General features: G+C 49.0%; 15 protein-coding genes. 8 read left to right on the top strand and 7 right to left on the bottom strand.

What is annotated here, in order from left to right; genetic code table 11:
- The first annotated feature begins 1 nt into the window (after position 1).
- Complete coding sequence (pnuC, locus tag BSHG_RS14625) at positions 2-574, top strand: nicotinamide riboside transporter PnuC (RefSeq protein ID WP_008658392.1); 573 nt, start codon at positions 2-4, stop codon at positions 572-574.
- Positions 561-1184 carry a thiamine diphosphokinase gene (locus tag BSHG_RS14630; RefSeq protein WP_005796404.1) on the top strand — a complete coding sequence of 208 codons (624 nt, stop codon included), beginning with the start codon at positions 561-563 and terminating at the stop codon, positions 1182-1184. The genes pnuC and BSHG_RS14630 overlap by 14 nt, the downstream gene beginning before the upstream one ends.
- Here BSHG_RS14630 and BSHG_RS14635 read toward each other — a convergent pair.
- From BSHG_RS14635 to thrA, 4 genes are all read right to left on the bottom strand, one after another.
- Entirely contained in the window at positions 1138-2085 is a 948-nt protein-coding gene (locus BSHG_RS14635) for a DMT family transporter (RefSeq protein ID WP_032496653.1), read from the bottom strand. The genes BSHG_RS14630 and BSHG_RS14635 overlap by 47 nt on opposite strands.
- 415 nt (positions 2086-2500) lie before the next feature.
- A complete protein-coding gene (gene thrC / locus BSHG_RS14640) occupies positions 2501-3802 on the bottom strand; it encodes a threonine synthase (RefSeq protein ID WP_008658391.1) in 1302 nt (433 codons plus the stop codon).
- A 142-nt stretch (positions 3803-3944) separates the two neighbouring features.
- Positions 3945-5156 carry a cofactor-independent phosphoglycerate mutase gene (locus tag BSHG_RS14645; protein ID WP_008658390.1) on the bottom strand — a complete coding sequence of 404 codons (1212 nt, stop codon included), beginning with the start codon at positions 5154-5156 and terminating at the stop codon, positions 3945-3947.
- Positions 5157-5167: 11 nt separating this feature from the next.
- Complete coding sequence (gene thrA / locus BSHG_RS14650) at positions 5168-7603, bottom strand: bifunctional aspartate kinase/homoserine dehydrogenase I (protein ID WP_005784545.1); 2436 nt, start codon at positions 7601-7603, stop codon at positions 5168-5170.
- A 493-nt stretch (positions 7604-8096) separates the two neighbouring features.
- Between thrA and BSHG_RS14655 the strand changes: the two genes are divergently transcribed.
- The 6 genes from BSHG_RS14655 (at position 8097) to BSHG_RS14680 (ending at position 16335) form a co-directional block, all read left to right on the top strand.
- Positions 8097-9146 (top strand): asparaginase, encoded by a 1050-nt coding sequence (locus BSHG_RS14655; protein ID WP_008658388.1) that lies wholly within the window; start codon positions 8097-8099, stop codon positions 9144-9146.
- Positions 9147-9804: 658 nt separating this feature from the next.
- Entirely contained in the window at positions 9805-11172 is a 1368-nt protein-coding gene (gene radA / locus BSHG_RS14660; protein ID WP_008658386.1) for a DNA repair protein RadA, read from the top strand.
- Between the two features lie 55 nt (positions 11173-11227).
- Complete coding sequence (locus tag BSHG_RS14665) at positions 11228-11599, top strand: GxxExxY protein (RefSeq protein WP_005784536.1); 372 nt, start codon at positions 11228-11230, stop codon at positions 11597-11599.
- A gap of 44 nt (positions 11600-11643) precedes the next feature.
- Entirely contained in the window at positions 11644-13233 is a 1590-nt protein-coding gene (locus tag BSHG_RS14670; RefSeq protein WP_008658385.1) for an NAD(P)/FAD-dependent oxidoreductase, read from the top strand.
- A gap of 7 nt (positions 13234-13240) precedes the next feature.
- Positions 13241-13837 (top strand): response regulator transcription factor, encoded by a 597-nt coding sequence (locus BSHG_RS14675; protein ID WP_032497444.1) that lies wholly within the window; start codon positions 13241-13243, stop codon positions 13835-13837.
- 110 nt (positions 13838-13947) lie between these two features.
- On the top strand, positions 13948-16335 hold the full coding sequence (locus BSHG_RS14680; protein WP_008658383.1) for a TonB-dependent receptor: 2388 nt from the start codon (positions 13948-13950) through the stop codon (positions 16333-16335).
- 152 nt (positions 16336-16487) lie between these two features.
- On the opposite strand, the gene BSHG_RS14685 is transcribed toward BSHG_RS14680, so the two are convergent.
- From BSHG_RS14685 to metA, 3 genes are read right to left on the bottom strand one after another with little or no spacing between them, the layout of a single operon-like run.
- The gene (locus tag BSHG_RS14685; RefSeq protein ID WP_005784529.1) at positions 16488-17462 is read right to left on the bottom strand and encodes a hypothetical protein; all 975 of its coding nucleotides are present in this window, start codon (positions 17460-17462) and stop codon (positions 16488-16490) included.
- Positions 17459-19285: a peptidase U32 family protein gene (locus BSHG_RS14690; RefSeq protein WP_008658382.1), complete on the bottom strand. Its 1827-nt coding sequence runs from the start codon at positions 19283-19285 to the stop codon at positions 17459-17461. The genes BSHG_RS14685 and BSHG_RS14690 overlap by 4 nt, the downstream gene beginning before the upstream one ends.
- Positions 19282-20199 (bottom strand): homoserine O-succinyltransferase, encoded by a 918-nt coding sequence (gene metA, locus BSHG_RS14695; protein WP_005796420.1) that lies wholly within the window; start codon positions 20197-20199, stop codon positions 19282-19284. The genes BSHG_RS14690 and metA overlap by 4 nt, the downstream gene beginning before the upstream one ends.
- Positions 20200-20335 lie beyond the last annotated feature (136 nt).

The following is a 20335-nucleotide window of genomic DNA, read 5'->3' as shown; positions in this document are numbered from 1 at the left end:
CATGAACTATCTCGAAATCACAGGTGCCCTTGTCGGGCTGATTTACCTTTGGCTGGAATACCGGGCAAGCATTTATCTCTGGATAGCGGGCATCATCATGCCGGCCATCTATATATTTGTATACTACCAAGCAGGATTGTATGCCGACTTCGGCATCAATATCTACTATCTGCTCGCGGCCGCCTACGGCTGGATGGTCTGGATGCGGGGAAGCGAAAAAGAGACCCGGGCCGAGCTGCCCATCACGCACACACCCTTGAAAAGATACCTCCCCCTATTGCTGGTATTCCTGGCAGCCTTCTTCGGCATCGCCTGGATACTGATCTGGTTTACGGACAGCAACGTCCCCTGGCTCGACTCGTTCACCACGGCGCTGAGCATCATCGGCATGTGGATGCTGGCACGCAAGTACGTCGAACAGTGGTGGGCATGGATCGTGGTCGACGTGGTATGTTGCGGACTCTACATCTATAAAGAGCTTTATTTCACATCCGCTCTTTACGGACTTTACTCAATAATCGCTATCTTTGGCTACTTTAAATGGAAACAAATGATGCATTATGAAAGTAAATGATATCGATATGGACGCCGTCATACTGGGCAACGGCGAATATCCGACCCACTCAATGCCGGAAACCATGCTGATTATGGCGCCTTACGTGGTGTGCTGCGACGGGTCCGCCGACGAACACATCCGAAGGGGATTTACACCCGATGCCATCATCGGCGACGGAGACTCGCTCTCACCGGAGAACAAGGAACGGTTCAGGACCATCTTCCACCAGATAGACGACCAGGAGACGAACGATCAGACCAAAGCGGTACACTTCCTGCTCGACCAAGGCAAAAAAACAATCATCCTCGTGGGTGCAACCGGTAAACGGGAAGACCATACCCTGGGAAACATCAGTCTGCTGATAGACTATATGAAAGCAGGAGCGCAGGTAACGATGCTGACGGACCACGGAATGTTTATTCCGGCATCGGGGCGGAACTGTTTCAAGTCATATCCCGGACAGCAAATCTCCATCTTCAACTTCAACGCCACCGGACTGAGGGCCGATGGGCTGGTATATCCGCTCAGTGACTTCAGTAACTGGTGGCAGGGTACGCTGAACGAAGCGACAGGCACCGAATTTACGATCCATGCGGAGGGAGACTACTTGGTTTATCTGAATTACTGACTGGTTTCTCCTTCGTCTCGGCCACTTCGACCAGATAGACACTGACGCAGATCATGCCGATGGCAATGGTCTGCGACCAGCTGAAGCGGTCCTGTCCTACGAGTAGAGAGACGATGGTTGCCACGATCAGTATCAAATACCCATAGATGGCCACCACGGTAGTCTTCAGATATTTCAGTCCGATCGGTACCAACAGGTAGCTGACAACCGTAGGGAATATCAGGACAAAGAGGAGCACCGACAGCGGAAACCAGTGTAACGGCCCGGAAAATACCGGAGCATGGAAACCGGTGACAGCCGAAACGACGATGCTTGAAAAAGCCGCTCCGGCAAAGGTATACTTCAATACTGTAAACATTCCGACCGACTTCAGTATTCGGTTACTTGCCACCAGATAGACAGCATAGGCGATCGAACTCAACAGGCAGAGCATATTGCCTGTCAGGGCGTCCGAAGCCAGATCGTCACTCTTCTGAGCCAGAATGCAAAGAATGGCTCCGCCGAGTCCGAGGGAGATACCGGCTATCTTCATCGCACTGATCTTCTCCTTGAAGAAGACCACGGCGATCACAAACACCCAGATAGGCTGCAAACTGGTGAAAATGGAACTCGAGACCGGAGTCGTTTTACTCAACCCCATCAGATAAAGAAACATGAAACCATAGATGCCCAAGGCTCCCAGGAGAAAAAGGAATATTTTTTCTTTCCGGGTGGAAATTTCGGGCTTGACAAACATCCCGATGATCCAGAAAGCAATGGCGGCAAACACGCACCGGAGGGTAACTCCCGAAAGGGGACTGACCCATACGGGAAGCAGATATTTCAACGCATTCATGTTCAATCCGCTAAAGGTTTTGGAAACCACCATACTCAGATTGGCCTCCACTTTCTTATTCTTCATCATACGAGGGTTATTTTTTTATTCCCGTACAACAAAAGAGGGAGACGGAAAGTTCGGAGAAAGAAGGACGATAAAGTCCGGAGCGGAAAGCAGATTACGATTATTTAGTTTTACACTAAAAACAGACTTTCACCCGCATGCGGAACGAAGAAAATCCGCGGGCGGGCGGAAGCGAAACCGGAGATGCCTGCAGGCAAAAAAAGTGGCGGGAGTTTTTTAAAAAAGTCCCGCCACTCCCCCCCAGAAGTATCTCTGAGACCGTTTTCACAAACAATTTCCCGTCAGCATCTCCATCCGGGAAAAGAGCCGCCGGCTGTGGGAAAAGCATATTTCACCATAGAGAGCGCAAAGCATTCACATTAATAATCCATAACAAAAGTCATCTACATCACCCTGTGCCCTCAAGGGAGAGTCTCTACTTGCCCAACAGATAGCTCTTGAAATCAGCAAACTCCTTCGTCATCGGCAAACTTTTCTTTTCGCCTTTCATAAAAGCCCGGAGCTTAGCAGGTATTTCGACCTCGGTACCAATGATGCTCTCCACCGTTTGCAGGAATTTGGCCGGATGGGCCGTTTCGAGGAATACGCCTGTCTCACCCGGCTGCAAGCCTTCCTCCAATGCACGGTAACCGCATGCTCCATGAGGATCGAGCAGATAACCCGTCTGCTGCCAGCACGCTTTCACGCTTTCACGAATCTGCTCGTCGGTGTACGTCGTTCCGGATATCTCGGCAGCGATGGCTGCATGCGAACCGCCATACAGGTCGAGCACACGGGCAAAGTTGCTCGGATCACCCACATCCATCGCATTGGCAATGGTGGCAACGGACGGACGGGGATTGTACTGTCCTGTCTGCAAATATTGATAGAAAATATCATTCTTATTGTTGGCGGCGATAAAACGGCGGACGGGCAAGCCCATCTTTTTGCCGAACAAGCCTGCAGTAATGTTACCAAAGTTTCCGCTCGGCACACAGATGACGACATTCTCTGCCCGGCCGGCCTTCTTCAATTGCGCATAGGCATAAAAATAATAGAATGCCTGCGGCAGGAAACGTGCCACGTTGATAGAGTTAGCCGAGGTCAGCAACAACTGTTCGTTCAGTTCCTGATCCATAAAGGCTGCTTTCACCAGCGCCTGGCAGTCGTCAAACGTTCCATCCACCTCCAGGGCTGTAATATTCCGCCCCAGCGTAGTGAACTGTTTTTCCTGTATCTCGCTGACTTTTCCCTTCGGATAGAGCACGTACACATGAATACCCTCTACCCCCAAAAAGCCATTGGCTACCGCACTACCGGTATCTCCGGAAGTGGCTACGAGCACATTCACCTGTTTCCGCCCCTCTTTCCGGATGAAGTATCCCAACAAACGGGCCATAAACCGTCCACCTACATCTTTAAAAGCCAATGTAGGACCGTGGAAAAGCTCCAGGGAATAGATGTTCTCCTTCACCGGCACCAATGGGACATCAAAATTCAACGTATCATAAACAATCTCTTTCAGCGTTTCTGCCGGAACATCTTCTCCAAAGAAAACATCTGCCACCCGGTAAGCGATTTCCCGGAAAGAAAGATTCTCTATCTCGTCATAAAACTCTTGGGGCAAGGGCTTGATGGTCATGGGCATGAATAGCCCCTTATCAGAAGCAAGTCCTTTGACTACCGCTTCTTCAAGCGAAGCAAGCGGAGCTTGTTTGTTAGTACTATAATATTTCATGGGTATTTTTATAAATGGTTTCGGAGTCGGTGCACCACAGAGTCCCACAGAGTTTTAAGTTCTTATTATATGTGCTTAAGAGATAAAAAATTCTCTGTGAAACTCTGTGTAATCTGTGGTGAACAAACTCTGTTCCTATTCCTTAACGGTTCATAAACTCTTTAATAAATTCATCCTCTTTCAGCAATCCGTAACTGCCTTCCACTGCTGCAACTTCATCGAAGGTCTGCACGCTGTCCGGCTCGATACCCGGATACCAGATAAAAAACGGGACCGGCTCGTTGGTATGCGTACGCAGTTCGCAGGGAGTAGGATGATCGGGTAATACGGCAATCGCTACCGGCTCTTCCCACTCCTTCACAGCCTCGTAGATAGGACCTACGGCACGGCTATCCAGGTTTTCAATCGTTTTCAGTTTCAGCGCCACATCACCCTCATGACCGGCTTCGTCACTGGCTTCAATGTGCAGATAGACAAAGTCGTCCGTTTTCAGGGCCTCCAGTGCGGCGGCCACTTTATTCTCGTAATTGGTATCGTACAGCCCCGTTGCCCCTTCTACCGCAATACGGCGCAGCCCGGCATAATATCCGATACCGTTGATCAGATCGACGGCCGAGATGACAGCTCCCCTCTTCACTTGCGGGAAGGTGTCGGACAGACGTTCCATTTGCGGACGGTAACCCGGGCTCCACGGCCAGATGCTGTTGGCAGGGTCTTTCCCCTCAGCCATCCGCTTCAGGTTCAGCGGATGATCTTTCAGCAGTTCCTGAGACTTCAGGATCAGTTCATTGAGCAGGCTAGCAGTCTCTTCGGCCTCCGGTACCAAAGGTTTCACCATCAGCGGACGGAAAGGCTTCAAAGGCACATCGTGCGGAGGGGTGCAGTCGAGTTGCTTGTTTCCGCCTTTCACCACCAGCAGATGGCGGTATTGCACCCCGGTATGAAACCTCACCCGGTCGTCCCCCAGTTTCTCCTGAAGGTATTGAATCAACACATCCGCCTCTTCTGTTGTGATATGCCCTGCCGAATGATTCTTCAGGATATCTCCTTTCGTACAAATCAGATTGCAACGCATTGCCATCTCGCCCGGCTGCAAATCGACACCGATGCTGGCAGCCTCGAGTGGTCCGCGCCCTTCGTATACTTTCGGAAGATTGTATCCCAGAACCGACATATTGGCTACTTCACTTCCCGGATGGAACCCGTCGGCTACGGTTATCAACCGTCCGTTCCGTCCCATACGGGCCAGTTTATCCATATAAGGCGTTTTTGCATATTGCAGGAGCGTCTTGTCTCCCAACGACTTTACAGCCCAGTCGGCCATTCCGTCACCCAGTATGATGATGTGTTTCATAAGCTTCTTTTTTATACGTTTGCAATGCTCATAATGTCAGCAAATACACCGGCCGCCGTCACTCCGGCACCCGCACCGTATCCCTGAATCATCATCGGATATTCTTTATAGCGTTCGGTGGTGAGCAAAATGATGTTATTGCTGCCTTCCAGTCCGTAGAAAGGATGGTTGCGGTCCACTTCCTGCAAACCGACGGATGCTTTGCCGTTCTCCAGCTTGGCAACGAAACGCCAATGTTTATTCTCACTCTCGAGCACCTTGCGGCGAGCTTCGAAATCAGCATCCAGACTAGGCACTTTTTTCCAGAAGTCTTCCAGCGAACCTTCAAAGAAGTCATTCGGTACGAAAAGATTCTTCTCCACGTCTTCCTGTTCCAGCTTGTATCCGGCCTCACGCGCCAGGATCACGAGCTTACGGATCACGTCCTTACCGCTCAGGTCGATGCGCGGATCGGGTTCCGAATAACGCTCTTCCTGCGCCATCTTGATGGTACGGCTGAAGGGAACATCGGCACTGATCTTATTGAAAATATAGTTCAGCGTACCCGAAAGCACTGCCTCGATCTTCAGAATCTTATCACCGCTATGTATCAGGTCATTGATGGTATTGATAATCGGAAGTCCGGCTCCCACGTTAGTTTCAAACAGATATTTCACACCACGCTGACGGGCTATCAGCTTCAGTTCACGGTAATTCTCGTAAGCCGATGAAGCAGCAATCTTATTGGCCGCCACCACAGAAATGTTATGTTGCAGGAAGTCTTTATATAGAGAGGCTATGTCCGGACTGGCCGTACAATCCACAAATACCGAATTGAATATATTCATGCCGATAATCTCGTCACGTATAGTATCCAGCGAACTGTCCACTCCCTTCTCTTTCAGCTCTTCGCGATAGTTGGCCAGATCGAATCCGGCACGGCTGAACATCGCCTTCGTCGCATCGATAATACCTACCACATGGAGTTTCAGGCCATTTTCCACCATCAGCTTCTTCTGCTGCTGGCGGATCTGCTCGACAAGACTTCCTCCCACCGTGCCCACACCGCAGATAAAGAGGTTGAGCACCTGATATTCGGAGAGGAAGAACGAGTCGTGAATCACATTCAGCGATTTACGCAACGACTTTGAATCGACAACAAACGAGATGTTGGTCTCGGAAGCTCCCTGTGCACAGGCTATCACATTGATGCCATTTCGTCCCAGCGTACCGAACAGCTTTCCGGCAATGCCCGGCGTATGTTTCATGTTCTCACCCACGATAGCTACCGTAGCCAGGTTCTTCTCTGCCTGGATAGGCGAAATCTCACCCATTTCGATCTCTTTGGCAAACTCTTCGTTCAGCACTTCGCAAGCCAGATCGGCATCGGCATTACGCACACCGATAGAGGTACTGTTCTCCGATGAAGCCTGCGAAACGAGGAACACACTGATTCCATTCTTTGCCAGCGCCTTAAAGATGCGGTAGTTGACACCGATCACGCCCACCATACCTAAACCCTGTACGGTAATCAGGCTCGTGTCGTTGATGGACGAAATCCCTTTGATAGCTTTGCTCTTCGTGTGGTCTACGTGTTGTTTGATCACCGTTCCCCGGGCATCCGGGTTGAAAGTATTCTTAATCAGGATCGGTATGTTTTTGTGACATACCGGATAGATGGTAGGCGGATACACCACTTTTGCACCGAAATTACAAAGTTCGGTAGCCTCTACATAAGTCAGCTCGCTGATAGTATAGGCCGTACTGATCACACGCGGGTCGGCTGTCATGAAGCCGTCTACATCCGTCCAAATCTCCAGACTATCGGCATCGAGAGCTGCGGCAATAACAGCTGCGGTATAGTCGGAACCGCCCCTGCCCAGATTCGTTACGTCTCCCGAAACCTTATCCGAAGAGATGAATCCGGGTACCAGCGAAACCCGGGGGATTTCTTTGAAAGCTTCCCGCACCAACCGATTGGTCAGTTCCGTGTCCAGTGTATGTTTATTATGTTTCTTTTCTGTCTTGATAAAAGTACGTGAGTCGAACCATACAGCCCCTTGGATCAGTCTTGACGCAATCAGTGAAGACAGACGTTCACCATAACTGACAATGGTATCGGACGTTTTCGGAGAAAGATCTTTAATCAGATAAATACCCTGAAAGATATCTTTCAGTTCGTCGAGCAATTCATTCACCTGATAGTGCAACAGGGTCTGAGTCTCTCCGGCAGGAATCACTCCCTGCACCATCTCTTCGTGGCGGCGAACTATTTCCCGGTATGCCCCTTCGTAAGCTGCATCGCCCATGGCGGCCATTCGGGAGGTACTGATCAACTGGTCAGTGATCCCGCCCAATGCAGACACTACTACGATTACCGGTTCACCGGCAGACTCTACGATTTTCTTTACGCTTAAAATGCTGTTCACGGAACCTACGGACGTTCCGCCGAATTTCATTACTTTCATGCAGATACTTATTTAATGGAATGCCTTGTACGCTCTTTCAGGCATACAAAACCATCTTTGTTGATACGAATAATAAAATATAAAATTGAGTTTTGCTTACTTCCTGTAAGCGTGAATCACGTAGATACACATCATACTATATATTAACCCCTAGGGGTCATCCCCATTGTCCCCTGTGTCCCAATCATGGTACACATCGATGTGACTGTATGTGGATAGCATTGCATCATTGTTTCTGTTTCTACGTTCGATTTTGATAAGATGTTGCAAAAATAAGAATAATTTCATTCAATCTATCACTTTTTGCGATTATTTTGCGATAAAAGCACAGAAAGCCCCAGAAAGAGGGGTAAAAATGTAACATAGGACAATTATATTTTTATAGTGCCCATTGCTTTTTCTCCGGATAAAGCGGATCACTTTCTTGACACTTTGCTGCCATTTACAAGATATATCATTATCTTTGCAACAATACATTCTTCATTTAAGGACTATGAACCCATCAGATACTTCCATATTGTTAATATACACGGGCGGAACCATCGGTATGATAGAAAACCCTGAAACCGGAGCACTCGAAAACTTCAATTTCGAGCAATTGCAGAAGCATGTACCCGAACTTCAGAAGTTTACCTTCCCGATAGACTCTTACCAATTCGATCCGCCTATGGACTCTTCGGACATGGAACCGGAAGCCTGGAGGAAACTGGTACACGTCATCAGTGAACACTACCACCAGTACACCGGCTTTGTCATCCTGCATGGTACGGATACGATGGCCTTCACCGCTTCAGCCCTCAGCTTCATGCTCGAAGGACTCGACAAACCGGTTATCCTGACAGGTTCACAACTGCCCATAGGAGTGCTTCGTACCGATGGCAAGGAGAATCTGATGACCAGCATCGAAATAGCATCGGCACGCGACAGAAGCGGTAATCCCATGGTTCCTGAAGTATGTATATTTTTCGAAAACCGGTTAATGCGTGGCAATCGTACGACCAAAATGAGTGCGGAAAATTTCAACGCCTTCCGTTCGTTCAATTATCCGGTACTGGCAGAAGCAGGGATACATATTAAATATAACAATGTGCAGATTCACATTGAAGGGGAGAAACGCGAACTGCATCCTCACTATCTGCTGGACACCAATATAGCTATCCTCAAACTCTTTCCGGGCATACAAGAGAATGTCGTAGCCGCTACACTCGCCATCGAAGGATTGAAGGCAGTGGTACTCGAAACGTATGGTTCGGGCAACGCTTCCCGCAAGGAGTGGTTTCTGCGGAGGCTTCGTGATGCCAGCGAACGGGGTGTTGTCATTGTCAACGTAACCCAATGTAGCGCCGGTACTGTAGAGATGGAACGTTACGAAACGGGATATCATCTGCTGAAGGCGGGCATCGTCAGTGGACACGACAGTACTACCGAATCGGCCGTAACAAAACTGATGTTTCTGTTAGGACACGGATATTCGCCGGACGAAGTACGCCGGAGGATGAACGAGTCGATGGCAGGAGAGATTAGTATCGATTTGTCAAAATGATATTCAGGAGGCCTCAGAATCCGTTTTTCCGAACAGATGCCGACGAAGTACGAAAAAAACGCATCCACGCCATTCGGGCAATTATCAGTTTGACAGGTATATTCAGAATTTCTCACCAAAAGTCAAAACAATATCTCTTCGTACTATCTCCGACAACGCCCGGAAGCAAAAACAAATTCTTTATGCCATCTCGCGGCAGTATCCGCCAAGGGACAAAGCAGACGGAAAGATACCGGAAAATCCTTTAAGGCAAGGCTCTCCTTTCAAGAAACGAAGCCTCTGTCTACAGGAAGTTAACACTCTATTTGCAGGAAGTTAACATCGTATTCCGATGAAGTTAACAGTTTATCGGCACGAAGTTAATAATCCGGAGATCCAAACCCCAATAAACCGATAACAGAAGTGACGGATATGCAGTTATCCGGGAGTATTTATCCGGATTCCATTTCCGGATCACTGTCTTTCTACACAGAGCTTGTCAGCGAAACCGCATGATACGCTCCATAGAGTCAGTAATCCATCCATTTCACTGACAATCGGTCAGAGGCTTTATCAAAAAGAAAAACGACTTCACGGGGTTCAGGGAGTCAAAAGCTATATTCTGTTTGGCAGAAAAAGACGAAATGCGTAACTTTGAGACCTATTTATCAAGAGATCAATGGCAAAAGAGAAAACCGTTTATGTATGCAGTAACTGCAGACAGGAATCACCCAAATGGGTGGGCAAATGTCCTTCGTGTGGCGAATGGAATACCTATGTAGAAGAGATTGTCCGCAAGGAAGTTCCGAATAAACGTCCGGTATCTGGCATCGAATCGCCCAAAGCCAAACCCGTCACCCTGAGCGAGATCGAAGCAGATGAAGAACCCCGCATCGACATGCACGACGAGGAGCTGAACCGGGTGCTGGGAGGCGGGCTGGTACCCGGATCGCTGGTACTGATCGGTGGCGAACCCGGCATCGGGAAGTCCACACTGGTGCTCCAAACCGTGCTCCACATGCCTGAGCGGAGGATACTCTACATCTCGGGAGAAGAGAGCGCAAGGCAACTGAAACTTCGTGCCGACCGGTTAACCCGAACTTCGAGCGACTGTCTGATTGTCTGCGAAACATCGTTGGAACAGATCTATGTACATATCAAGAATACACGTCCGGACCTAGTAATCATCGACTCCATACAGACGATATCGACCGAAAGCATCGAATCGTCACCGGGAAGCATCGCGCAAGTCCGGGAGTGCTCGGCATCCATCCTCCGTTTTGCCAAAGAGACGCATACCCCGGTGTTGCTGATCGGGCATATCAACAAAGAAGGCAGCATTGCCGGACCGAAGGTTCTAGAGCACATCGTAGACACCGTACTCCAATTCGAGGGAGACCAGCATTATATGTACCGTATTCTGCGCAGCATCAAGAACCGCTTTGGAAGTACCGCTGAATTGGGCATCTATGAGATGCGTCAAGACGGGCTTCGCCAAGTCAGCAACCCTTCGGAATTGTTACTGTCGCAGGACCACGAAGGCATGAGCGGGGTAGCCATCGCATCTGCCATCGAAGGGGTAAGACCCTTCCTGATAGAGACGCAAGCACTTGTCAGCTCTGCGGTTTACGGCAATCCGCAACGTTCGGCAACGGGATTCGATATTCGCCGCATGAACATGCTGCTGGCCGTATTAGAGAAACGTGTCGGATTTAAGCTGGCACAAAAAGATGTCTTTCTAAATATTGCCGGAGGACTGAAGGTTAACGACCCTGCCATCGACCTGGCTGTTATCAGTGCCATCCTTTCATCCAATATGGATGCTGCCATCGAACCTGAGGTTTGCATGGCCGGAGAAATCGGATTATCCGGTGAAATCCGTCCGGTAAACCGGATCGAACAACGTATCGGTGAAGCTGAGAAGCTCGGGTTCAAACGGTTCATCCTACCTAAATACAACATGCAGGGCATCGATACAAAGAAGCTGAGGATAGAACTGGTTCCGGTAAGAAAGGTGGAAGAAGCATTCCGGACGCTCTTCGGGTAAGTTCACCACAGAGAACACGGAGTCACACAGAGTTCTTACCATTAAACATTAAAACATGGAGATAAATGAATTAACAGGACTGATACTAAAGAAAGCTTATGAAGTACATACTGTTTTAGGACCCGGATTACTAGAAAGTGCTTATGAAGAATGCTTATGCTACGAATTAATCCAATGTGGATTAAACGTAGAAAAACAGAAAGCACTACCCGTAGTATATAAAAACATTAAAGTAGATGCAGGTTACAGATTGGATATTGTAGTCAACAATGCTGTTATAATAGAGATAAAAGCTGTAGAAGAATTACATCCCGTTCACACCGCACAGCTAATAACCTATTTAAAACTATCAGGAATCAAATATGGCCTGCTTATCAATTTTAATGTAAGAAGCCTCAAAGAAGGCATCAGAAGATATATTGTTTAATTAAAAAAGACTCAGTGAAACTCTGTGTCACTCTGTGGTAAACCATGATACAAGAATACCAACTCCGCATCCTCCCCGAAATTGCCGCCAGCGAGCAGCAACTCAAAGCATACCTTTCACAGGAGAAAGGACTGAATCAGCGCGATATTACCGCCCTGCGTACACTGAAACGGAGTATCGATGCCCGCCAACGCACGATCTACGTCAATCTCAAAGTTCGGGTATACCTGAACGAAATGCCTAAGGACGATGAGTACGAACATACTATATATAATAATGTGGAAGGAAAACCGCAGGTTATTGTGGTAGGTGCAGGCCCCGGAGGACTGTTTGCCGCATTACGGCTGATAGAACTGGGGCTGCGTCCTGTCGTCGTGGAGCGTGGTAAGGATGTGCGCGAACGTAAGAAAGACCTGGCACAGATCAGCCGAGAGCATCGGGTAGACCCAGAATCGAACTACAGTTTCGGTGAAGGAGGAGCCGGTGCATACTCGGACGGAAAGCTGTATACCCGAAGCAAGAAGCGCGGGAATGTGGACAAGATACTCAATGTATTCTGCCAACATGGTGCTTCTACGGCCATTCTGGTAGATGCCCATCCGCATATCGGCACGGACAAGCTGCCACGGGTGATAGAGAATATGCGCAATACGATTATTGAATGTGGAGGCGAGGTACACTTCAAGACACGGATGGATGCATTGATCATCGAACAGGGAGAAGTGAAAGGAATAGAGACGAATACGGGCGAAACATTCCTCGGTCCGGTCATCCTGGCAACAGGTCATTCGGCAAGAGATGTATATCGCTGGCTGGCCGCCAACAACGTGACTATCGAAGCCAAAGGAATAGCCGTCGGAGTGCGTCTGGAACATCATGCAGGATTGATAGACCAAATACAATACCACAACCGGAGCGGAAGAGGTAAATACCTGCCGGCTGCCGAATACAGTTTCGTCACACAAGTGGACGGCCGCGGAGTATACAGTTTCTGCATGTGTCCCGGGGGATTCATCGTACCGGCGGCCAGCGGTCCCGAACAAGTGGTAGTCAACGGAATGTCGCCATCCAATCGCGGATCCCGGTGGAGTAACTCGGGAATGGTAGTGGAGATACAACCGGAAGACATCATCAACGATAAACGGTTAACGGTAAACAATGAAGCAGAAGAAACCTTCCCCGAACTGGCTGTGCTGCACTTCCAGGAAGAGTTGGAACGCCAGTGTTGGTTGCAAGGAGGCAGACGCCAAACGGCACCCGCACAACGCATGGTGGACTTTACACGCAAGAAACTGAGTTACGACTTGCCGGAGTCTTCGTACAGCCCTGGATTGATATCCTCTCCCTTGCATTTCTGGATGCCGGAATTCATTGCCGGACGACTGTCACAAGGCTTCCAACAGTTCGGGCGCAGCAGCCACGGTTTCCTGACCAACGAAGCCGTGATGATAGGGGTAGAAACCCGTACCTCTTCTCCGGTCCGCATCGTACGAGACAAGGATACCCTGCAACACATCACCTTACGCGGTCTCTTCCCCTGTGGCGAAGGAGCCGGTTATGCGGGTGGCATCGTCTCGGCAGGAATCGATGGAGAACGTTGCGCAGAAGCAGTAGCACAATTTATGAATCCATAGACTTATGATGAATCACCAACCAGAAATAGCTATCGTAGAGGCGAACACCCTCACCAGCCTGGGACTGAAAACAATCCTGGAGAGAATGATCCCCATGGCAGTCATCCGCACGTTCCATAGCTTCGGCGAACTGACAGATGACACCCCGGATATGTATGCCCACTACTTCATCTCGGCACAGATTTATGTGGAGCACAACGCTTTCTTCCTCCCCCGAAAGCGGAAAACCATCGTGTTGGCGGGAGACAGCCACCAGTTCCAACTCTCCGGCGTCCCCATACTCAACATCTACCAGGCAGAGGAACAGTTGGTGAAAGACATCCTGAAGCTCCACCAGCATGCACATCATGACGGCTATCCGATAAAGGACATGCCTCCTACCCCGCCGACCACCGGACATGAACTCTCGGCACGCGAAATCGAGGTGCTGGTCCTGATCACCAAAGGACTGATCAACAAAGAGATCGCGGACAAACTGAATATCGGCCTGACCACCGTAATCACGCATCGGAAGAACATTACCGAAAAGCTGGGCATCAAATCGGTTTCGGGCCTAACCATCTATGCGGTGATGAACGGGTATGTGGAGGCAGACCGCATATAGCGAACTATGTGGTGAATCCATGGTGAAAGCATATATCCTAATAAATGAGGATTGCCGTTTAACATTTTTTGCTGCATCTTTGCAAACGAATCAATGAAAAGATACAGCACATGAAGAAAAACAGTATTCTTATTGCCCTTGCCCTCTTTTCTGCCGGTGGCACATGGGCTGAAGAGCTTCCGAAAGACACACTGAAAGTGATAGATGTGGAAGAGATTGTAGTTATCGCAGCTCCGAAAGAAAACCGCAAACTACGCGAACAGCCAACCGCGGTAACCATGCTCTCACAACAGGATATGCAAGCCAATCAGGTGAACTCCATCAAGAGCCTGACGGCACTTGTTCCGAATATCTTCATCCCCGACTATGGCTCGAAACTGACTTCCGCCATCTACATCCGTGGGATCGGTTCACGCATCAATACACCGTCAGTGGGTTTGTACGTAGACAATGTCCCTTACATCGACAAATCAGCTTTCGACTTCAACTATGCCGACATTGAGCGCATCGACGTGTTGCGCGGTCCGCAGGGAACCCTCTATGGACGCAACACCATGGGAGGACTGATCAAGGTACACACCAAATCGCCTTTCAGTTATCAAGGCACCGACCTTCGACTGAGTGCCGGGACTTACGATAATTACAATGCTTCCGTGACTCACTATCACCGCATGTCGAATCAGTTTGCCTTCTCCACCGGAGCATTTTATGAATACGGAGGAGGCTTTTTCAAGAATACCTACCTTAACAAAAAGATAGACAAAAGCCAAGCTGCCGGAGGACGGTTCCGAGGCATCTACCTGCCCAGCGAGAACATGAAGCTAGACTTGAACGTCAGCTATGAGTACAGCGATCAGGGAGGATATGCTTACGGAGCTTATGACAAGCACACGGGAACCTACCTGAAACCGGCCTACAATGATCCCAGCAGTTACTATCGCAATCTGCTGAATGCAGGGTTGAATCTGGAATATCAGGGAGACCACTTCACACTGAGTTCGGTAACGGGACTGCAACACTTGCGTGACCGTATGTTTATCGATCAAGACTTCTCTCCTGCCAATATCTATGTGCTGGAACAGAAGCAGAAGCTGACCACGATCTCCGAAGAAATCGTCCTCAAATCGAAATCCGGACGACGCTGGGAATGGACCACAGGTGCCTTCGGGTTCTATCAGTGGCTCACCACCAACGGACCGGTTACATTCAAGGAAGACGGGGTGACAGAAATGCTGGAGAAAGGCATCAACAGTCACTTCCCCGATCTCTCGGCGATGGGAATGAAAATGAACCTGAACATCACGAACCCTACGTTGTTGGTGGACGGACGCTTCCACACACCGATCCTCAGTGGAGCAGTCTATCATCAGTCCACCTTCCGTGACTTGCTGATAGAAGGGCTTTCAGCTACCGTAGGACTGCGTCTGGACTACGAAAAGAACTGGATGAAATACAACTCGGGCAGTACCATTGACTATCAGTTCAACATGACAAGCCCTTTCATGCCTGTTCGCCTGGAACAGACCAGTTCACCACGCCTGAACGGCAAGTTCAGCAACGACTATCTGCAGCTATTACCCAAGTTCGCCCTGCAATACGAATGGAAGAAGGGTAACAACGTATATGCCACCGTATCACGCGGATACCGTTCGGGAGGATACAATATACAGATGTTCTCGGATCTGATACAGGGTAATATGCAAAACGACATGCAGGGACAGATCAAGGCAGGCACGAAACAGATCTTCGACCGCCTCGTGACTCAAGGCATGCCACAGGCCATCGCGGACCGCATCTTGTCGAATATTCCGGATGCGGGTGAGAATGCGGATCCGAAAGCATCGACCATCTACAAGCCCGAATATTCCTGGAATTACGAAGTGGGCAGTCACCTCACTCTGTGGGAAGGTAAGCTATGGATGGATCTTGCCGCCTTCCTGATGGATACGCGTGATCAGCAAATCGCCCAGTTTGCCAAAAGCGGATTGGGGCGTATTACGGTCAATGCCGGCAAAAGCCGGAGCTATGGGGCTGAAGCGGCACTGCGTGCTAACCTGACCGATGCTCTCAGCATGAACGCAAGCTACGGATATACGTATGCCACGTTCACCGATTATAAAACCATCGACCGGGGACAAAATGAAATCAGCTATGACGGCAATTATGTACCTTTCGTACCGAAACATACTCTCAACGTGGGTGGGCAATACATCTTCCGCATTGCTCCCCGCCACTGGCTGGACCATGTACAGGTGAACGTGAATTATAATGGTGCCGGACGCATCTACTGGACAGAGCAAAACGATGTAAGCCAGTCATTCTACGGAACGCTGAATAGCCGTGTCAGCCTGGCGAAGGGGAACGGACAAATCGACTTCTGGGTTCGCAATGCGCTGGATAAGAAGTATGCTACTTTCTACTTCGAATCAATGGGCAACGGATTTATGCAGAAAGGACGTCCGGTACACTTCGGGGTAGACATAAGATGCCGATTCTAATATAATAAAACCAGACATAAGATCGACTAATTTTTAGTTTAAAAGGTAAGGGGCGTTGGTTTAAAACCAATGCCCCTTACCTCTCTGGGTAAACTCCTCTTGGTTTTAAACCAACGGAGAGATCTCCCCAACATTCATACCACATTCCCGATTTATTCGTTAACAGCCCCACAGTGAGGACATTGACCCTTCTCCCGAAGCTTTTGTCCACAGTTTCCACAACGGTATTTATAGCCGGAGCCTCTACGTACTTTCTTTACAAAAAGCCAGATGAAACAGGCCAGAAAGAAATAGCCGATATAGATGTGTGTGGTGAGAATAAAGAAGAAGTAACAAAAAATGCAGCACGACATCAGTCCCAGCAAGTAGAAAACAGCAGCGGCAGGAGTAAGCTGACGGAACAGATCATCAAGTACGGCCAAAGTGACGATGATAAACAGCCAAATGCCGGTCAGGAATACCGAAAGAATGAAAGGTACCTTGAACGGAGACAAGGTGGGATTGAAGTAAAAATGCTCCCAAGTGTCGGGTACAAACACCTGCATCGTCTCGTAGACTGTAGCGCTGAATGCCATCAACAGGCAAAGAAACAACGGATAGACGCTGTCGATATCATTAAAGTAAACCATCTGTAACCGCTTCTTCATAAAAGCACGGAGCAGATAGACCCCGACAAACAAGGCGAATATGAAAACGAAATATGAAGCGTGGGTATCGCTGAACAGATGGATGAACTGCGAAATACTATCAGTCGGTACGAACGAACGCACCAACTCTTTATTGCGTACCCACCCCTGCACTTCCTGAGAATGGGCTACTTTTACCCAGATACTGTCTACACTGTCCTGCGGATGGACAGAAAACTCTGCCACAACCACACGGTCACCTTTATACAGATTGACATAGGCATCCTTCAACGGAAGATATTCCAGACGAACCGAATCGTCCAACACCTCCAGGTTCGTATTCCACGTATAATGATACTTGGAAAGGTAAGTCAGAGAGTCTTTGGTCTTCCGGCTCATTCCCTCCGCCGGAAGATCGGGCAGGGAATAACGGCAAGAGGCCAACAGAACCATGACCACCGAACAACACAAGGCTACGCAGAACCGGACCTTCTCTCTCATACGGCATTCACTTTCATTTGGCAGTTCTTACAGTCAAACTCCAGGCGGAAGCGTTTACCATCTGTCGACACCAGGTAATAAGGCTCACGGTACGGAGAGCGTTCCCGTTGATGGACAGGACACCATCCCATGCTGTAGCGCAGGCAATGTTTGCAAAACATCAATACCGCCTTTTCTGCCGGTGCCCGCTCAAAAGCAGGAGCGATGCTTGCCACGCCGTGCCCGGCATAGAAAGAAACGGCTTGCCCATTCATCACATTTCCCAGATAGGTAAGCGTGCTTTGCGGAAAGGCATGAGCGGTAGGTTTCAGTACAAATAATTCCCTCCGATAATTGATACGGCGGGCGGAAATCAGTTTCTCAACGGCCTGCCGGCGAAAATCGGCGAGTACCGAAGCAGGTAGAAACCAGTTCCCGGCAAAATCGATATCGATGCGTACCGCTTCGAAAGGGGTGTTGCCAAACTTAGCCAACTGTGTTTTCAAATTCTCTTCCTGTGGTGTACGTGCCGGCTCTTTCTCACGTGCCAGAGACAGGGTTACACTGTTATCATCTTCATCTGTCAGTGTCAGGGCGAATCCGAAAGGAGTATCCGTCAATCGGACAGACACAGCTATCCTGCGCTCGGACGACTTACGAGCCAGAATCTTTTCGAACTCCTGATCGAAATTTCGATATAACACCGTACGGGGCTTGATACGGGGCATCTCCTGCGGATAAAGCTTATTGCCCTCCACCCGGTTGATGCGGAAGCCTTGCAGCCTGCCTTGCTCATCGATGTAGCACACCCCGTCACCGTTATTAAAAGATTTCAATCCCGCTACGGTCAGATAGTTTCCTCTTGCCTCTTTCATCGTACCCATCTCCTCGCCCAACGACTTAGGGGTGTCGAACGAAAAAACGTCCTTGGTACGTCCATGCAGGTAATAATGGGTAAAGCCCCGGCTGAAACTCTTGTCGAGCTGAGGGTTAAAGGCATAACGGCAACTCCCGGACGAGGCACGCGCGTACTCTTTGCGGCGGGCAAAGATGGCATCCAGCTTCCGGCGATAGGCAGCCGTCACATTCTTTACATAAGAGACATCCTTCAGTCGTCCCTCTATCTTGAAAGAAGAGGCACCGGCATCGAGCAGTGCTTCCAATTCGTCACTCTGATTGAGGTCTTTGAGTGAAAGGAGGTGCTTGTCCTTCACGATCACCCGTCCCTCAGCATCGACCAGACTGAACGGCAAACGGCAAAACTGGGCACATTCGCCCCGGTTGGCGCTACGCCCGAAACAAGCCTGACTGACATAACACTGCCCGCTATAGCTGACGCAGAGAGCTCCATGCACGAATATTTCCAAAGGTACATCCGGACAAGCTTCGTGTATCTTGCTGATCTCACGCAGCGAAAGTTCGCGCGCCAACACCACTTGCCGGAAACCGGCATCAGCCAGAAATCGCACCTTCTCCACCGTACGGTTATCCATCTGGGTACTGGCGTGCAGCGGAATAGGCGGCAGATTCAGGCCGGTGATTCCCATATCCTGCACAATCAGTGCATCTACACCGGCACGGAACAAAGCCCAAATCATCTTCTCCGTCTCTTGCAGTTCTTCATCTTTCAAGATAGTATTGACTGTCACATAAATCCGGGCATTGTACAGATGGGCATACTCTACCAAAGCAGCTATGTCCTCCAATGAATTGACTGCCGCCGCGCGGGCACCAAACTTCGGCGCACCGATATACACAGCATCCGCTCCATGATCAATAGCAGCTATGCCACATTCCAGATTTTTGGCCGGAGCCAGCAATTCTATTTTACGTTGTTTTATCATCGGATATCTTCAATATTATAAGGAGTCTCCTGATAGACGAAATAGTTCAGCCAATTGGAGAACAACAGGTTGGCATGTCCGCGCCAACGCACCAGCGGTCCTTTGTCCGGATCATCATTCACGTAATAGTTACGGGGAATCTCGATGGGAAGCCCTTTCGAAACATCCCGGCGATATTCCGTATCCAGTGTCAGTGGAGAGTACTCGGAGTGCCCGGTAACAAAAAACTCACGCCCGCCACGGGCTACCACCATATATACCCCCGAATCATCCGACTCGGAAAGTAATGTCAATTCCGGTACTTTCAGTATATCTTCCTTTCGCACTTCCGTATGCCGGCTATGGGGCACATAGAATTCATCATCGAAGCCACGGAAGATGGGATGCAGCGGAAGCAGCGTGCGATGCTTGAAAATGCCGAACATTTTCTTATCCAAAGCATACTTGGGGATACCGTAATGATGATACAGTCCCGCCTGTGCTGCCCAACAAATATAGAGTGTGGAGGTGACATGGGTACGTGCCCAGTCGAATATCTCCGTTATTTCATCCCAATAGTTCACTTCCTCAAAATCCATTTGCTCTACCGGTGCACCGGTGATAATCATACCGTCATACCTGTCTTCTCTCATCTTGTCGAAGTCGGTATAAAATGTTTTCATGTGCTCTATCGGTGTATTCTTCGAGGTGTGGCTTTTAATCTTCATAAAAGAAATTTCCACCTGAAGCGGAGTGTTTGAGAGTAAACGCACCAAGTCTGTTTCTGTCGTAATCTTCAACGGCATCAGGTTGAGGATAACAATTCGTAGCGGACGGATATCTTGTTGTGTTGCGCGGGAGTTATCTATCACAAAGATATTCTCCTCTTTTAATAGTTCTATCGCAGGAAGCTTATCGGGTAAATTTAAAGGCATAATTGCATACGTATTTAATAATCAATGCAAAAATAGTGTTTTCCTTATTTAGAAGATATACAAATTAAAACATTTTAATCAAAAACGATACCAACTAATGATTAAAAACTCTATTTTTGTACCTACAAATTAGTAC

Source organism: Bacteroides sp. 3_2_5, from assembly GCF_000159855.2.
GTDB classification, from domain to species: Bacteria; Bacteroidota; Bacteroidia; order Bacteroidales; family Bacteroidaceae; genus Bacteroides; species Bacteroides fragilis.
Note: the sequence above shows the minus strand (reverse complement) of the source record. Positions and strands in the feature narration are given on the sequence as shown.

Excerpts from the sequence above, each read along its gene's own strand:
- radA (WP_008658386.1), top strand. The coding sequence starts at position 9,805 with ATGGCAAAAGAGAAAACCGTTTATGTATGCAGTAACTGCAGACAGGAA.
- BSHG_RS14670 (WP_008658385.1), top strand. The coding sequence starts at position 11,644 with ATGATACAAGAATACCAACTCCGCATCCTCCCCGAAATTGCCGCCAGC.
- metA (WP_005796420.1), bottom strand. The coding sequence starts at position 20,199 with ATGCCTTTAAATTTACCCGATAAGCTTCCTGCGATAGAACTATTAAAA.
- BSHG_RS14630 (WP_005796404.1), top strand. The coding sequence starts at position 561 with ATGAAAGTAAATGATATCGATATGGACGCCGTCATACTGGGCAACGGC.
- BSHG_RS14665 (WP_005784536.1), top strand. The coding sequence starts at position 11,228 with ATGGAGATAAATGAATTAACAGGACTGATACTAAAGAAAGCTTATGAA.
- BSHG_RS14680 (WP_008658383.1), top strand. The coding sequence starts at position 13,948 with ATGAAGAAAAACAGTATTCTTATTGCCCTTGCCCTCTTTTCTGCCGGT.
- BSHG_RS14685 (WP_005784529.1), bottom strand. The coding sequence starts at position 17,462 with ATGAGAGAGAAGGTCCGGTTCTGCGTAGCCTTGTGTTGTTCGGTGGTC.
- BSHG_RS14635 (WP_032496653.1), bottom strand. The coding sequence starts at position 2,085 with ATGAAGAATAAGAAAGTGGAGGCCAATCTGAGTATGGTGGTTTCCAAA.
- BSHG_RS14645 (WP_008658390.1), bottom strand. The coding sequence starts at position 5,156 with ATGAAACACATCATCATACTGGGTGACGGAATGGCCGACTGGGCTGTA.
- pnuC (WP_008658392.1), top strand. The coding sequence starts at position 2 with ATGAACTATCTCGAAATCACAGGTGCCCTTGTCGGGCTGATTTACCTT.
- BSHG_RS14655 (WP_008658388.1), top strand. The coding sequence starts at position 8,097 with ATGAACCCATCAGATACTTCCATATTGTTAATATACACGGGCGGAACC.
- thrA (WP_005784545.1), bottom strand. The coding sequence starts at position 7,603 with ATGAAAGTAATGAAATTCGGCGGAACGTCCGTAGGTTCCGTGAACAGC.
- BSHG_RS14690 (WP_008658382.1), bottom strand. The coding sequence starts at position 19,285 with ATGATAAAACAACGTAAAATAGAATTGCTGGCTCCGGCCAAAAATCTG.
- BSHG_RS14675 (WP_032497444.1), top strand. The coding sequence starts at position 13,241 with ATGAATCACCAACCAGAAATAGCTATCGTAGAGGCGAACACCCTCACC.
- thrC (WP_008658391.1), bottom strand. The coding sequence starts at position 3,802 with ATGAAATATTATAGTACTAACAAACAAGCTCCGCTTGCTTCGCTTGAA.